The sequence below is a fragment of the Pseudomonas sp. Pseu.R1 genome (assembly GCF_045764065.1).
GTDB lineage: Bacteria > Pseudomonadota > Gammaproteobacteria > Pseudomonadales > Pseudomonadaceae > Aquipseudomonas.
Genome location: NZ_JBJGEE020000001.1, coordinates 5,575,526 through 5,590,083, shown reverse-complemented (window position 1 = coordinate 5,590,083; position 14,558 = coordinate 5,575,526). Strand labels below are relative to the sequence as shown.

Here is a 14,558-nt window from a genome sequence, read left to right as displayed (position 1 = left end):
CCGATTATGAATAACATCAAAGTATCAATTGAGTCCGGAAAGCGCAGGGGCTATCAAGAGGTTCGCACCACTGGATCGACGTCATATCTTTTCCAATACGCAATAAAGAAAGAGAGACATCTTTATCAAACGTATACGTTAAAAATAGACGAAACAAAATTTGATGTATTTGAGGACTACGCAGAAGAAGAGGTACAAACATTTCAAACGCTTGAAAAGGCTTTCGAGCACCTGATTACCAAAGGCGCAGATATAGCGAAGCTGGCGGCAATAAAAAACACATTGCCATTTTGATCAAGCCGCCTTGCTTAATAAGCGGGTTGCAAAATCAATCCCACCCACCATTTGAAATAGCTAACCCTTATAGAAAACTTGAAAACCAAAATGCCACCTAGAAAAGAAAAGAACAAATTAAGAAAAACAAATAGAAAAATAATCATCACAGGCAAACAAGCGATCAAAGCATTGCAGGAAATAGGATTCATGTTTATCTCGTTGAGACAAATGGAAGACTATTACTTTTACAAAGAAATCGAGGCACCAGGTCAAGATCCGGGCACTCGCGCTCGAGAAATCTCTCGTTTCGTAACCCAAAACAACTTCATTAACAGGCTTGCGGTGGTACGAAAGACAATTTCAGAAAGATTCGATAATTCGTTGGGCAACGATGATATGAGCGACAGCGAGCGTGCGATGGAGCACCTTACATTCTGGGAGAAGCTTGGAGACTAATATTTCCAGGCACGTCTCTAACGGGTTATTTTTCGAGCGGAAACTCCGTTATTAACCGTTTTCAGACAGTTACTCACGATGCAGGCCATCAACCTGACCCACATCGCCTCGCCTAAACTCACCCCACCTTCGGCTCCCACCCCTCCGGCACCACCGCAATCACATCAATCTCCATCAACCACTGTGGCTGGCCCAGCCCCGAAATCACCAGTCCGGTCGAAATCGGAAATACCCCTTTCAGCCACTTGCCCACTTCCTGATACACCGGCTCGCGGTAGCGCGGGTCGATGATGTAGGTGGTGGTTTTGACGATGTGGGACAGGTCCGACCCCGCTTCTTCCAGCAGTTGTTTGACGTTTTTCATGGCTTGTTCGGCCTGGGCACGGGGGTCGCCGAGGCCGACGAGGTTGCCGTCGAAGTCGGTGCCGATCTGCCCGCGGACGTAGACGGTATTGCCCGCGCGGACGGCCTGGCAAAGGTCGTTGTCCAGCGACTGGTTCGGGTAGGTGTCCTTGGTGTTGAACATGCGGATGCGGGTGTGGGTCGGTTGTGCCATGTGGGGCGTCTCCAAAAAGGTGAAAAGGATCAGGCGCTGACGGTTCTGACCGGGCTTGGCGCGATAACGGGCGCGCGCTGTTCGGCGTCACGTTGAGCGGCATCGCGGTAGGTCAGGTATTGGCGTTGAATGGCGATGTGGTCGGCGACGTATTTGGCGTCGTGCCAGACGCCCCAGATGAACGACGACCCGCGGCGTGACTGCCACGGCAGGCCCAGGAAGTAGATCCCCGCCTCGGTCGACACACCACGTTGGTGCACCGGTTTGCCTTTGGCGTCGAACGCATCGATCTTGAGCCAACTGTAGTCAGTGGCAAATCCGGTGGCCCAGATGATGGTCGTGATGCCAGCTTTGGCCAGGTCCAGTTCCAGAATGGGCCGGGTGATGCAGTCGGAATCGGGAAAAATCCGACGCGCTTCGGGTTCCAGCGGCAAGTCCAGGCCGTTGCGCGCGATGTAGGCATCGGCGGCGTCGAGGACGGCCAGGTAGTTGTCGTCGCCGCGCTTGAGGTTGTCGATCAGGTCGGGCTGAAAACGCGCGACACCGTTGTCGAACGAACGGGTCACGCCCACCAGTTTCATGCCGCGCTGGGCCAGTTCGCGGAAATTCACGGTGCGCCCGCCATGGGCGCCGCTGACCGCAATCGTCACGTGTTCTCGACCCGGTTTCATGGCCGCCTGGTCCCACTCGCCCAAGACGCCCAGCCACCAGCAGAAATCCCGGTTGCGGTAGGCGCGTGGGGGACGGTCATGCTGGCCCACGGAGAGATACACCTCACGTCCGGCCCGTTGCAATTCATCGGCGATCTGCGTGCCAGACGAGCCAGCGCCTACCACCAGCACGGCGCCTTCGGGCAACTGTTGAGGATTACGGTACTGCGCAGAGTGAATCTGGTGGAGGCGTGCATCGTCAGGGGCGATGGCCGGAATCACCGGGCGCTGAAACGGCCCCGTGGCCACGACCACGCGACGGGCATCGATCACACCGTCAGAGGTTTCGACGGTAAAGCCCGGCCGCCCTACGTTGCGCTCGACCTTGCGCACCTCGACCCCTGTGCGGATCGGCGCTTTGAATTTACGGGCGTAGGCCTCGAAATAATCCGCAACCCGCTCTTTCGGTGCGAAGCCGTCCGGGCTCAGGTCGTCGAACTCAAGGCCCGGAAAGCGATCGTGCCAGGCGGGACCGTTGGCCACCAGCGAGTCCCAGCGCCCAGTACGCCACGCTTCGGCAATGCGGTTGCGCTCCAGCACCAGGTGAGGGATGCCCAATGCACTCAAGTGCTCGCTCATGGCCACGCCAGCCTGACCGGCGCCGACCACGAGGGTATCGATTTCTAAGTTTGCAGCTGTCATACCTGTGTCCTTCACGAAGGCGGGTGTGGGCGCATTCTGTGCAGGATCAGGGGATAGCGAAATTATGATTTTTGTCGTCGCAGAGCAGGAAAAAGCTAGGGGTTGCGTTAGGTATGAACGCCCTTCCGGGCGATGAGGTGCACTCAACCTCTTCAAAGGGCCGCCGATAGTTATACAGAAAACCGATTTTGCATAAGTTTCGGGCCATACTCTGCCGCCGTCAGCGCGCCCTTTCTTTTTCCCGGTGTTCCCATGCAGTTAATCCAAGATTCCGATGTCATGTACCGCTTAAGGACATAACGGAACGGCGCCAGAACGAAGTGCAGGTGCTGGAAGCCAAAGAGCTGGCCGAAAAACGCAGCGCCGAGCTGTCGGGCTTCCTCGATTCGGTGATCGCCAACATTCCCGCCAGCGTCGTGGTACAGGACGTGCGATCACACAAGATTCTGCTGGCGAATCAGCAGGCCGAGCGGCTATTCGCGTCGACGAAAATGGTCGGACGCTTCGCCAGTGAATGCCTGCGGCCGGAAGTGGCTGACTACCTCAATCAGCAAATGAGTCAGGGACTTGTGCAGGGTGAGGTCCGAATTTCGGAAATGCCCGTCGAAACCGCCGAAGGCCTGCGCACGTTGCGCAGCCGTACCGTGTTGAATCAGGACACCTACAACCATTCGGATTACGTGCTGTACGTGGCTGAGGACGTGACCGATGAACTGGCAGCCCAACGCCTGATTCAAGTGATTCGCCCGCCCTTTCTGATCGATGGGCACAGTTGCTCGGTGGGTGTCAGCGTCGGGATCGCGCTGTCGCCAGAGGACCACGACCGCCCCGAGCAATTGATGGGCTACGCCGACATGGCGCTCTATGAAGCCAAGCGCAATGGCCGCAACCGCTTCGAACGCTTCCGCCCGGCCCTCGATGAGACCGCTCGTCAGCGTCGCTCGATGGAGGCTGACCTGCGAACCGCCCTGCATCTGGGCCATCTGAAGCCGCATTACCAACCCATTGTCAGCCGCGACGGCAACGAGATTTCTGGCTATGAGGCGCTGATTCGCTGGATGCACCCGACCAAAGGCCTGATTGCGCCCATGGACTTCATCCCGATGGCCGAAGAAACCGGCCTGATCCACGAAGCCGGCAGTCGCGTGCTGAATCTGGCGTGTCAGGATGCAGCCACTTGGGGCACACAACAAAAAGTCTCGGTCAACCTGTCACCGGTCCAGTTCAAGAACCCCGGCCTGCTGGCCAGCGTGGAGCTGGCGCTGGCCGACTCGGGCCTGGCACCGCGGCGACTGGAGCTGGAAATCACGGAATCCGTACTGCTCGGCGACAGCGACGAAAACGTCGCGATTCTGCGGGCGCTGAAAGGGCTGGGCGTCGCCATCTCGCTGGACGATTTCGGCACCGGATATTCGTCGCTGGGTTATCTGCGTTCGTTTCCGTTCGACCGGATCAAGATCGACCGTTCGTTCGTGCGGGACATGGCGGAAAACAAAGAGGCTTTGGCGATCATCCGGGCCGTCACCGGCATGGGCAACAGCCTGATGATCGAGACGACGGCCGAAGGCGTGGAAACGGTCGAACAGATGGAGCAGTTGAGGGCCGAAGGTTGCTCACACTTCCAGGGCTTTCTCTTCGGGCGCCCGGTGCCGTCGGACGAACGCCTCACCGAGCTTGACGAGGCCCTTTCGTCAAAGGATCAAGACACGTCGCTCAACATCCCGTGACACATCAACTCTAAAACGCTGCGCATGTGCGCAGCATGAGCCTCGCGGTCTGGCACGGGTTCAGTGGCCAATCGGATAAAGGCGAGGTTCGCGTACTGATTGAACAGGGTCGCCGCCACCTCGATGTCAACGGATTCACGCACCTTACCCAACTCGCGAAAATGCAACAGCAACCCCTTGGCCGCTTCCACGACTGCCGCATTCCAGGGCTGAAACGTCTGGGACAGCTCACCCGTGAACAGGAACGGCGCCAACTCTCGCCACAATGAAGCGGGCATCGCTTGCAACTGGTAATGCGTCATCAGCCCTTCAAGCTCGCACAAGGCGTCGAGGGGATCGGAGTTTTCGTCCAGATTCGCCCTCGCCTCGCGCATGGCCTGTTCATCGGGGGCCTTCAACAGCGCCAGCAGGATTTCCTGTTTGCCGCCGAAGTAATTGACCACCGTGGGTGCGGAGACCCCCGCCTGAATGGCGATTTGTTCCAACGTTGTCGCGCCAAAACCGTTGGCCTTGAACAGAATCAACGCAGCTTCCGCGATGTCCTGTCTACGCTGTTCCTTCTGTCGCTCTCTGAGCCCTGTCATGTCGTTCTGCGCTGGCAATACGGGCTGTGGAGCGTACGAAATTTACTTGGCATTGAAAAATATTTTATTTACAAAAATATTTTTATCTGACAAAAATTGCGACACATCCACCCCGGCACGCCCTCGCCGCCTCACAAAAACGCCATGAACCCAGGCAAAGGGCGACCACACTCTGGAGAAGCGCAATGTCCCTTGAACTCGACCCTACCCGCACCACACGCGACTATCAGGCGTCCGATGCCGCCCACCACATTCACGCGTTCGTCGATCAGAAAGCGCTGAATGAAGAAGGCCCGCGGGTAATGGTCAGAGGCGATCGGCTGTCGCTGTGGGACAACGACGGCAAGCGTTATCTGGATGGCATGTCGGGGCTGTGGTGCACCAACCTCGGCTACGGGCGCAAAGACCTGGCCGCCGCCGCCAGCGCGCAACTGGAGCAACTGCCCTACTACAACATGTTCTTCCACACCACCCACCCGGCGGTGATCGAACTCTCTGAACTGCTGTTCAGCCTGCTGCCTGATCACTACAGCCACGCGATCTACACCAACTCCGGGTCCGAGGCCAACGAGGTGCTGATTCGCACCGTGCGCAAGTTCTGGCAAGTCATGGGCAAACCCGAGAAGAAGGTCATGATCGGCCGCTGGAACGGCTATCACGGGTCGACCCTGGCCGCGACCGCACTGGGTGGCATGAAATTCATGCATGAAATGGGCGGCACCATTCCCGACGTCGCGCACATCGATGAACCGTACTGGTTTGCCCATGAAGGCAAGCTGAGCCCGAAAGAGTTCGGCCTGCGTGCGGCCCGCCAATTGGAGGACAAAATTCTTGAGCTGGGCGCTGACAAAGTCGCCGCGTTTGTCGCCGAACCATTTCAAGGCGCAGGCGGGATGATCATTCCGCCAGCGACCTACTGGCCGGAAATCCAACGCATCTGCCGTCAATACGACGTGCTGCTGTGCGCCGACGAAGTGATCGGCGGCTTCGGGCGCACTGGCGAATGGTTCGCCCATCAGGCGCTCGGGTTCGAGCCTGACACCCTGTCCATCGCCAAGGGCCTGACCTCGGGCTACATCCCCATGGGCGGGCTGATCCTGTCGCGCCGCATGGCCGAAGCGCTGGTGGAAAAGGGCGGCGTATTTGCCCACGGCCTGACCTACTCCGGCCACCCGGTGGCGGCCGCCGTGGCCATCGCCAACCTCAAGGCGTTGCGCGACGAGGGCGTGGTCGCCAGAGTCAAGGCCGAAACCGGGCCGTACCTGCAAAACTGCCTGCGCGAGGTGTTCGGTAATCACCCACTGGTTGGCGAGGTTCAGGGCGTTGGGCTGGTAGCCGCGTTGCAGTTCGCTGAAGACAAAGCGACTCGCAAGCGCTTCGCCAACGAGAACGACATCGCCTGGCGCTGCCGCACCATCGGTTTCGAAGAAGGCGTGATCATTCGCTCGACCTTGGGCCGCATGATCATGGCCCCGGCGCTGGTGGCCACTCGCGCGGAACTGGACGAGTTGGTGGACAAGACCCGCATCGCCGTCGACCGCACGGCGCGGGAGTATGGACGCCTGTAACGCGCTCAGAGGCTGATAAGGTTTTACCTAACCAGCCTCCACAAAAATCCTCGTTTCGTCAGGGCCAGCGTCTCGACAGAATGCAGCCATGTCCCATCCTCGCCCAAGCCGTGCCCTACGCATGGCGCGGGCGATGGATGGCGGGTCTGGACGAATCAGGATACTCACACCATGACGTTTTCAATCGTCGGCCGCTGCGCCGAAACCGGGCAACTGGGCATCGCCATCAGTTCTTCCAGCATCGCCGTGGGCGCTCGCTGCCCTTGGCTGCGGCCAGGCGTGGGCGCTGTTTCCACGCAGAACATCACCCTCCCCGCACTGGGCCCACAGGTGCTCGACCAACTGGAAAATGGCCTGTCGCCCGCCGACGCGCTGGACAAGGCGCTAACCAGCAATGGCTACAGCCAGTTTCGTCAGGTGACGGCCATCGATCATCTGGGCCGTGCCGCGCATTTCAGCGGCAGCGAAACCCTGGGCACGCACAACGCCGTGGTGGGCGAGCAATGCGTCGGCGCAGGCAACATGCTGGCGGACCGCGCAGTGATCGAGGTGCTGGTGCAGACGTTCGAAAACAGCGGTGGGCAACTGGCTGACCGCTTGATCGCAGCGATGCAAGCCGCTGTCGCTGCCGGTGGTGAGGCCGGCCCCGTGCACTCGGCAGCCATGGTCGTGGTGAGCGAACTGACCTGGCCGATCATCGACCTGCGGGTCGACTGGGCCGATGAAGACCCCATCGGCAAACTGGCCCAACTGTGGACCGACTACCGCCCGCAGATGCAGGATTACATTACCCGTGCCCTCGACCCGACCAAGGCCCCGAGCTATGGCGTGCCGGGCGACGAATGACAGAGAGCGCCATCCATGAGTGATCGCATGAACGACAGCCGGAATCTGCTGGCCGCGCTGGTAGGGTTCGACACCACCAGCCGCGAGTCGAATCTGCAATTGATCGAGTTCGTGCGCGACTACCTCGCACAACACGATGTGCCTTGCGAGCTGATCTACAACGAGCAGCGCAGCAAGGCCAATCTGTTCGCCACCCTTGGCCCTGCGGAGTTGCCCGGCATCGTGCTGTCTGGCCATACGGACGTGGTGCCGGTGGACGGCCAGCCCTGGACAGTGCCGCCGTTCGAATTGACTGAGCGAGACGGCAAGCTGTTCGGGCGCGGCACGGCGGACATGAAAGGCTACATCGCCTGCGTGCTGGCGGCGGTGCCTGAATTGTTGGCCAAACCACTGCGCATGCCCGTGCACATTGCGCTGTCCTGCGACGAAGAAGTGGGCTGTCTGGGCGTGCGCTCCCTGCTGAGCGAACTGGAAAAGCGCCCGGTGAAACCGCTGCTGTGCATCATCGGCGAACCCACCGAACTCAAGCCCGTTCTGGGCCACAAAGGCAAACTGGCGATGCGCTGCGACGTGCACGGCGCAGCCTGCCATTCGGCCTATGCGCCACAGGGCGTGAACGCCATCGAATACGCCGCCGAGCTGATCGGTGAACTGGGTCGCATCGGCACAACGCTGCGTGCGCCCGAATTGCACGACACGCGTTTCGACCCACCCTTCACGACCGTGCAGACGGGCGTGATCAGTGGCGGCAAGGCGCTGAACATCGTACCCGCCGATTGCCGCTTCGATTTCGAGGTGCGCGCCCTGCCCGCCCACGACCCGCTCGATGTTGCGCAGCAGTTGCAACAGTATGCTCGGGAACAGGTATTGCCGCGTATGCAGGCGGTCAATCCCGGCAGCGACATTCGCTTCTGCGAGTTGTCGGCGTATCCGGGGCTGGCGACGGATGCCCGAAGTCAGGCGGCACAGTTGATCGCGCAGTTCTGTGGCTCGGAGGATTTCACGACCGTGGCGTTTGGCACCGAGGGCGGGCTGTTTGACGCCATCGGCATTCCAACGGTGGTTTGCGGCCCTGGGAGCATGGATCAAGGGCACAAGCCGGATGAGTTTGTCAGCGTTGAGCAACTGGATGCGTGCGATGCGATGTTGTGGCGGATGATTGAGACGTTGAGATAAATCTCACCTGCGAACAGCCATACCCTGTGGGAGTGAGCTTGCTCACGAAAGCATCCTGTCAGCCACCTTGGATGTGACGGTCCAAATGCATTCGTGAGCTAGCTCACTCCAACAGGTATGCACCACAGCCCGAATCCCTCTACTTTGGCGCCAGCTCTTCCCGGCAGTGATCGACAAACAACTGCGCCGGTTTGGTCAACTGCGAACGGCGTAGCCAGGCAGCAGACAAACCCGAACCGGTGACCTGTTCAGCCAGTGGCACGCACACCACTTTATGCCCGTCGTAGGTGTATTCGGAGTGAGGCCGTGTGACCAGAATCGAGAAACCAAAACCGGCCCCTACCATCCCGCGCACCATCTCGATCGACGGCGAGCTGAACTGGATGTGCGGCGTCAATCCGCGCTCTTCGAAGATACTCACGAAGTAGGTCCGGCTCGGCTGTACGTCCAGCAACACCATCGGCTCCAGAACCAGATCGTTGAGCGAGACCTTGGCCTGATGCGCGAAGCGATGCCCCTCTGGCAACAACGCATAGGGTTGCTGCGGCGCCATCAAGGGAACGGTGTCGATGGTGCTGTCCAGGTCGTGCTCGTAGAGAATCGCCAGGTCAATGCTGCCTGAGGTCAGCCCCTGCACCAGATCCTGTTGCTCGCCGTCACGCATGCGGATTTCAACCCCCGGCCAGCGCTCGCGAAATCCTGCAATCAATCGCGGCAGGTACAGCGGTGCCACGGTCTCGAAACAGCCGATGTCAATCTGCCCCGCCACCACGTCGTTGTCGGCCAGCGCGTTCTGCTCGAACTCATGGGCCACCCGCAACAACTCCTGCGCCTTGCGATAGAAGCGCGCGCCGCTCGGGGTCAGCGAAACGCCCTGCGCGTGATGCCGAATGAATAGCTGCACGGCAAAGCTTTCTTCCAGATGCTTGATCGCGGTCGACACCGAAGGCTGCGCAATGTACAGCTTGCGCGAGGCCTCGGCCACGCTGCCGCATTCCACCGTGGTGACGAAATACTTGAGTTGTCGCAGGTTGTAGGCTGCCATTGAAACCTCGAAAGGGTGAACCGGATTGCAGATCCTTGCGCGTCATTCTGCGGTGTTCGCACGCGGCAGGAAACAAGCAAAATGCTGCCCATTGACGCTAAAAAAACTGACCTCAAAACAGTGCACGCAGGCACCGGAAAGGTGCGGTTTTACAGAGTTTTTTTATCGATAACGACCACATTTTTACTAATTTCCTACCCCCGTCACATCGCCCACTATCGACACCACTGATCGTGAACATGGCCCGCAGAGGCCATCGAAGGAGTGTGCAGTGACGGACTTCAAAAGCTGGCAACAGCGTGCAAAAAAACAGCGGGTGATCGATACCGCCTTGATCGCGGGCCTGCCGCACAACGCCCTGAGTGGCGAAACCTTCCCGGTGGTCAATCCGGCCACGAATCAATTGCTCGCCCACGTCGCCGCGTGCTCGGACGCCGATGTTGACGCCGCCGTGCACGTGGCCCGCCGTAGCTTCGAAAACGGCCCCTGGGCGCGCCTGCACCCAAGGGAGCGCAAGGCTGTTCTACTGCGCCTGTCCGCATTGATCCTGGAGCATCGTGAAGAGCTGGCGCTGCTGGATTCCCTGAGCATGGGCAAGCCGGTGATGGACGCCTACACCCTTGACGTGCCGGGCGCTGCCGGTGTGTTCGCCTGGTACGCCGAAAGCCTCGACAAACGGTACGACGAAGTCGCCCCCACCGGCCTCGGCACTCTGGCGACGATCACCCGCGTACCGCTGGGCGTGGTGGCCGCCGTGGTGCCGTGGAACTTCCCGCTGGACATGGCCGCCTGGAAACTCGCCCCTGCCCTCGCCGCAGGCAACAGCGTGATCCTCAAACCAGCGGAGCAATCGCCGTTCTCGGCGCTGCGTCTGGCCGAACTGGCGCTGGAAGCGGGCGTACCGGAAGGCGTGTTCAACGTCGTGACCGGGCTGGGTGAACAGGCCGGTCGTGCGTTGGGGCTGCACCCGGACGTGGACGCACTGGCGTTCACCGGCTCGACGCAAGTCGGCAAATACTTCATGCAGTACGCCGCTCAATCGAACCTCAAGCAAGTGTGGCTGGAGTGCGGCGGCAAGAGCCCGAATCTGGTGTTCGCCGACTGTCAGGACCTGGACCTGGCTGCCGAAAAGGCCGCGTTCGGGATTTTCTTCAATCAGGGCGAGGTCTGCTCGGCCAACTCGCGGCTGCTGGTGCAGCGTTCGATTCATGACGAGTTCGTCGAGCGTCTGATCGAGAAGGCGCGTCACTGGCAACCGGGCGATCCGCTGAATCCGGCGAGCAAAATGGGCGCCATCGTCGATGCGGGTCAGGCGGCTCGGATCATGGGCTACATCCAGAGCGCTCAGAACGACGGCGCACGGCTGGTGGCGGGCGGGGATCGCGTGGTGATCAACGGTTCGAACAATTTCGTTCAGCCCACGCTGTTTACCGGGGTCACCCCGGACATGGCGCTGTCTCGCGAAGAGGTGTTTGGCCCGGTGCTGGCGATCACACCGTTCGACGACGAAGACCAGGCCGTGCAGATGGCCAACGATCACATCTATGGCTTGGCCGCTTCGGTCTGGAGCGACGACCTCAACCGCGCCCATCGCGTGGCCAGCCGCCTGAATGCCGGGACCGTATCGGTCAATACCGTGGACGCGCTGGACGTCAGCGTCCCGTTCGGTGGCGGTAAGCAATCCGGGTTTGGCCGCGATCTGTCGCTGCATTCCTTCGACAAGTACACCCAACTGAAGACCACCTGGTTTCAGTTGCGCTAAGCACTTCACCCGATCGTGAGAACACCCTTCATGCACAACAATGACTCCCGAGCCGCCACGCTCGAACTGAGTACCATCCAACCCATCGCCGCCGACCAGCGCCATGGCCGCGCGCGCGATCTGTTCACCATCTGGTTCGGCTCCAACATCATGCTGCTGACCGTGGTCACCGGCGCCTTGGCTGTCACCGTGTTCAAGCTGCCTTTCATGGCGGCGATGATCGCGCTGGTCCTCGGTAACCTGATCGGCGGGATCTTCATGGCCCTGCACTCGGCACAAGGCCCGCAACTGGGCGTGCCGCAAATGGTGCAGACCCGTGGCCAGTTCGGCTCTTACGGTTCGCTGTTGGTGGTTGCCCTGGTAGTGATCATGTACCTCGGTTTCTTCGCCTCCAACCTGGTGCTCGGCGGGCAATCGCTGCACAGCCGCTACCCGCTGTTCAGCACCATCAAGGCATCGTGCTGGTGGGGCTGATCAGCGTCGTGGCCACCGTATTCGGCTACCGCCTGATTCACGCCTACACACGCGTCATGTCGTACCTCTCGGGGGCGATTCTGCTGCTGTGTTTCGTCTGGATCGTCGCCGTTCACGGTCTGCCTGCAGACTTTCTGCAACGCAACGAAATGAGCGTCGCGGGCTTCCTCGGCACGCTGTCCGTCGCGGCGCTGTGGCAACTGGCGTACGCACCGTATGTCTCGGATTACTCGCGCTACATGCCCGCCGACACGGGCAGCAAGTCCGCGTTCTGGTCGAGCTACTGGGGCTGCTGCCTGGGGTCGATTCTGCCGATGGCGCTGGGGGTGATCGTCGGCCTGTGCGTGGAAGGCGACATCATCGCCGGGTTGATCGAAATGACCGGCAGCATCGCGACACTGGTGGTTGCGGTGTTCTCCATCGGCATCGCCGCCACCAACGCCATGAACCTGTACTGCGGCACCCTGTCGGCGATCACCGTCGGCCAGACGCTGGTGCCGAAATGGTCGGCAGGCGCGCTCTCCCGGGCGATCACCGCGCTGGTGTTGTTCTCGATTTCCCTGACGCTGGCGTTGCTGGGTCAGGACGACTTCATGGCCAACTACACCAACTTCATTCTGCTGCTGTTGTACGTGCTGGTGCCATGGACCGCGATCAACCTGGTGGACTACTACCTGGTCGCCCACGGCAGCTACGACGTGGCCTCGTTCTTCCGTCGCGACGGCGGCATCTACGGCTACTTCAACTGGACGGCGGTGGGTTGCTACGTACTGGGCATTCTGGTGCAAGTGCCGTTCATGGCCACCGAGCTGTACACCGGCGTCATCGCCAAGGCCATGGGCGGCGCGGACGTGTCGTGGATCGTCGGCCTGGCGGTGATTTCGCCGGTTTATTACCTGGCCAGTCAGCGCCGCAGCCGCAAGCAATCGATGAGCGCTCTGGGGAGAAACGCATGAAAACCGATTACGACTACATCATCGTCGGCGCGGGTTCGTCGGGCTGCGTACTGGCGAACCGGTTGAGCGCGGACCCGACCGTCAGCGTCTGCCTGATCGAAGCCGGTAGCCATGACAACAATCTGCGCATCCAGACACCTGCGGGCACCATCACGCTGTACAAGAGCAAAAAGTACAGCTGGAATTTCATATCGGCACCGCAAAAGCACCTCAACGGCCGTTCGCTGCACACCCCGCGTGGCAAGGCGCTGGGCGGCTCCAGTTCGATGAACAGCATGATCTACATTCGTGGCCACGCCAGCGATTACGACCGCTGGGCGCAGGCCGGTTGCCCCGGCTGGGACTGGAACGGTGTGCTGCCCTACTTCAAGCAATCCGAGAACAACCGGCTCGGCCAGGACCCGCGCCTGCACGGCACCGGCGGCGAGTTGAACGTTGAAGCAGCTCGCGATCCCAACCCCGTGTCTCGCCTGTTCGTCAAGGCTGCACAACGGGTGGGCATTCGTCAGAACGATGACTTCAACGGCGAGACGCTGGAGGGCTGTGGCATCTACAACCTGACGCAAAAGGACGCCAAGCGCCTGTCGAGCTATCGGGCGTTTGTCGCCCCGGTGCTGGACCGTCCCAACCTGACGGTGATCACCGATTGTTCGGTGCAATCGCTGATCCTCGAACAGCGCGTCGCCAAGGGCGTGAACGTGGTGTCGGACGGTCAGACGCTCGCACTGAATGCGCGGCGTGAAGTGATTCTGTCGGCGGGCTCGCTCGGCAGCCCGAGCCTTTTGCTGGCGTCGGGCATCGGCCCTGCGGATGAGCTGAAAAATGCGGGCATCAAGGTCGAGCATGACCTGCCTGGAGTCGGCAAGAACCTGCAAGACCACATCGACGGGCTGGTCACCGTGCGCTCGAAAAGCCCCCTTACACTGGGCTTCTCGCTGGGGGCGCTGCCGAGCATTTTGCTGTCGCCGCTGCGCTATGTGTTGCGCAAGAAGGGCTGGTTGACGACCAACTACGTCGAGGCTGGGGGCTTTGCCCGCACGCCACTGACTGACGACTTGCCGGACGTGCAATTTCACTTCGTGCCGGGTTATCGCAGCCATCGCGGGCGGCTGTTCGAATGGGGTCATGGCTATGCCGTGCACACCTGTGTGCTGCGGCCCAAGAGCATTGGCGAGATCCGTCTGGACCGCAACGCGCAGCCGGTGATCGACTTCAACTTTCTCTCGGATCCGCAAGACGCTCGCGTGCTGATCGAGGGCCTGAAACTGGCGCGCAAGGTGTTGGCTGATCAAGCCTTCGACGGGATTCGTGGCAAGGAGATGCTGCCCGGTGCCGAGGTGCAGACCGATGAGCAATTGATGGCTTACGTGCAGGAATACGCCGCGACGGTGTTTCACCCGGTGGGCACCTGCAAGATGGGTGTCGACGCGATGAGCGTGGTCAGCCCGGAATTGAAGGTCCACGGAATCGAGGGGCTGCGGGTGGTCGACGCGTCAATCATGCCGACGCTGATCAGCGGCAATACCAATGCACCGTGCATCATGATCGGCGAGAAGGCGGCGGGGATGATTTTGGGTCGTGCTCCCAAGAGCGCTGCGGCTGCGATGGCTGAACACGCTGCTTATTGACCTGCGTACACCCGCTTCTGCCCGCCGGGCGGAAGCGGCATGGGTGGCGCTCATGAATGCGCCGCTCCCCACCCCAGTTTTTTCCTCGTCAGGGACCACATATTTACTAATTTTCGTCGCCCCCGACATCGGCCAACATCGACCTCGCCCCA

General features: G+C 60.4%; 13 protein-coding genes and 1 pseudogene. 10 read left to right on the top strand and 4 right to left on the bottom strand.

Annotated features, from left to right (window positions below; translation table 11 throughout):
- Positions 1–6 precede the first annotated feature (6 nt).
- Together ACI5GA_RS25455 and ACI5GA_RS25450 are read left to right on the top strand one after the other, a co-directional pair.
- Positions 7–294: a hypothetical protein gene (locus ACI5GA_RS25455; protein ID WP_404633284.1), complete on the top strand. Its 288-nt coding sequence runs from the start codon at positions 7–9 to the stop codon at positions 292–294.
- Between the two features lie 78 nt (positions 295–372).
- Entirely contained in the window at positions 373–732 is a 360-nt protein-coding gene (locus ACI5GA_RS25450; protein WP_421424767.1) for a hypothetical protein, read from the top strand.
- 118 nt (positions 733–850) lie between these two features.
- Here ACI5GA_RS25450 and ACI5GA_RS25445 read toward each other — a convergent pair whose 3' ends face one another.
- Both ACI5GA_RS25445 and ACI5GA_RS25440 read right to left on the bottom strand, forming a co-directional pair.
- On the bottom strand, positions 851–1,288 hold the full coding sequence (locus ACI5GA_RS25445; protein WP_404633280.1) for a RidA family protein: 438 nt from the start codon (positions 1,286–1,288) through the stop codon (positions 851–853).
- Positions 1,289–1,317: 29 nt separating this feature from the next.
- The gene (locus tag ACI5GA_RS25440; protein ID WP_404633278.1) at positions 1,318–2,640 is read right to left on the bottom strand and encodes a flavin-containing monooxygenase; all 1,323 of its coding nucleotides are present in this window, start codon (positions 2,638–2,640) and stop codon (positions 1,318–1,320) included.
- A 290-nt stretch (positions 2,641–2,930) separates the two neighbouring features.
- Here ACI5GA_RS25440 and ACI5GA_RS25435 point away from each other — a divergent pair.
- Positions 2,931–4,367: pseudogene (locus ACI5GA_RS25435) on the top strand (EAL domain-containing protein); the annotation flags it as partial.
- On the opposite strand, the gene ACI5GA_RS25430 reads toward ACI5GA_RS25435, so the two are convergent.
- Complete coding sequence (locus tag ACI5GA_RS25430) at positions 4,340–4,951, bottom strand: TetR/AcrR family transcriptional regulator (protein ID WP_404633276.1); 612 nt, start codon at positions 4,949–4,951, stop codon at positions 4,340–4,342. The pseudogene ACI5GA_RS25435 and the gene ACI5GA_RS25430 overlap by 28 nt on opposite strands.
- Positions 4,952–5,136: 185 nt before the next feature.
- Between ACI5GA_RS25430 and ACI5GA_RS25425 the strand changes: the two genes are divergently transcribed.
- The 3 genes from ACI5GA_RS25425 to argE all read left to right on the top strand — a co-directional run bounded on the left by ACI5GA_RS25425 (position 5,137) and on the right by argE (position 8,541).
- Entirely contained in the window at positions 5,137–6,519 is a 1,383-nt protein-coding gene (locus ACI5GA_RS25425) for an aspartate aminotransferase family protein (protein WP_421424764.1), read from the top strand.
- A gap of 171 nt (positions 6,520–6,690) precedes the next feature.
- Complete coding sequence (locus ACI5GA_RS25420; protein ID WP_421424762.1) at positions 6,691–7,365, top strand: DUF1028 domain-containing protein; 675 nt, start codon at positions 6,691–6,693, stop codon at positions 7,363–7,365.
- Between the two features lie 27 nt (positions 7,366–7,392).
- Positions 7,393–8,541 (top strand): acetylornithine deacetylase, encoded by a 1,149-nt coding sequence (argE, locus tag ACI5GA_RS25415; RefSeq protein ID WP_421425541.1) that lies wholly within the window; start codon positions 7,393–7,395, stop codon positions 8,539–8,541.
- Between the two features lie 139 nt (positions 8,542–8,680).
- On the opposite strand, the gene ACI5GA_RS25410 is transcribed toward argE, so the two are convergent.
- Positions 8,681–9,586 carry a LysR family transcriptional regulator gene (locus ACI5GA_RS25410; protein WP_404633270.1) on the bottom strand — a complete coding sequence of 302 codons (906 nt, stop codon included), beginning with the start codon at positions 9,584–9,586 and terminating at the stop codon, positions 8,681–8,683.
- 271 nt (positions 9,587–9,857) lie between these two features.
- On the opposite strand from ACI5GA_RS25410, the gene ACI5GA_RS25405 reads away from it, so the two are divergent.
- The 4 genes from ACI5GA_RS25405 to ACI5GA_RS25390 are packed head-to-tail and all read left to right on the top strand — an operon-like array spanning position 9,858 to position 14,406.
- A complete protein-coding gene (locus ACI5GA_RS25405; protein ID WP_421424761.1) occupies positions 9,858–11,348 on the top strand; it encodes an aldehyde dehydrogenase in 1,491 nt (496 codons plus the stop codon).
- Between the two features lie 30 nt (positions 11,349–11,378).
- Positions 11,379–11,822 (top strand): cytosine permease, encoded by a 444-nt coding sequence (locus ACI5GA_RS25400; RefSeq protein WP_421424760.1) that lies wholly within the window; start codon positions 11,379–11,381, stop codon positions 11,820–11,822.
- Entirely contained in the window at positions 11,813–12,778 is a 966-nt protein-coding gene (locus ACI5GA_RS25395) for a purine-cytosine permease family protein (protein WP_421424759.1), read from the top strand. The genes ACI5GA_RS25400 and ACI5GA_RS25395 overlap by 10 nt, the downstream gene beginning before the upstream one ends.
- Complete coding sequence (locus ACI5GA_RS25390; RefSeq protein WP_421424758.1) at positions 12,775–14,406, top strand: GMC family oxidoreductase; 1,632 nt, start codon at positions 12,775–12,777, stop codon at positions 14,404–14,406. Before ACI5GA_RS25395 ends, ACI5GA_RS25390 begins: the two co-directional genes overlap by 4 nt.
- The last annotated feature ends 152 nt before the right edge of the window (positions 14,407–14,558 follow it).

Coding starts and splice junctions, on each gene's coding strand:
- ACI5GA_RS25455 (WP_404633284.1), top strand. CDS start 7: ATGAATAACATCAAAGTATCAATTGAGTCCGGAAAGCGCAGGGGCTAT.
- ACI5GA_RS25445 (WP_404633280.1), bottom strand. CDS start 1,288: ATGGCACAACCGACCCACACCCGCATCCGCATGTTCAACACCAAGGAC.
- ACI5GA_RS25440 (WP_404633278.1), bottom strand. CDS start 2,640: ATGACAGCTGCAAACTTAGAAATCGATACCCTCGTGGTCGGCGCCGGT.
- ACI5GA_RS25430 (WP_404633276.1), bottom strand. CDS start 4,951: ATGACAGGGCTCAGAGAGCGACAGAAGGAACAGCGTAGACAGGACATC.
- ACI5GA_RS25425 (WP_421424764.1), top strand. CDS start 5,137: ATGTCCCTTGAACTCGACCCTACCCGCACCACACGCGACTATCAGGCG.
- ACI5GA_RS25420 (WP_421424762.1), top strand. CDS start 6,691: ATGACGTTTTCAATCGTCGGCCGCTGCGCCGAAACCGGGCAACTGGGC.
- argE (WP_421425541.1), top strand. CDS start 7,393: ATGAACGACAGCCGGAATCTGCTGGCCGCGCTGGTAGGGTTCGACACC.
- ACI5GA_RS25410 (WP_404633270.1), bottom strand. CDS start 9,586: ATGGCAGCCTACAACCTGCGACAACTCAAGTATTTCGTCACCACGGTG.
- ACI5GA_RS25400 (WP_421424760.1), top strand. CDS start 11,379: ATGCACAACAATGACTCCCGAGCCGCCACGCTCGAACTGAGTACCATC.
- ACI5GA_RS25390 (WP_421424758.1), top strand. CDS start 12,775: ATGAAAACCGATTACGACTACATCATCGTCGGCGCGGGTTCGTCGGGC.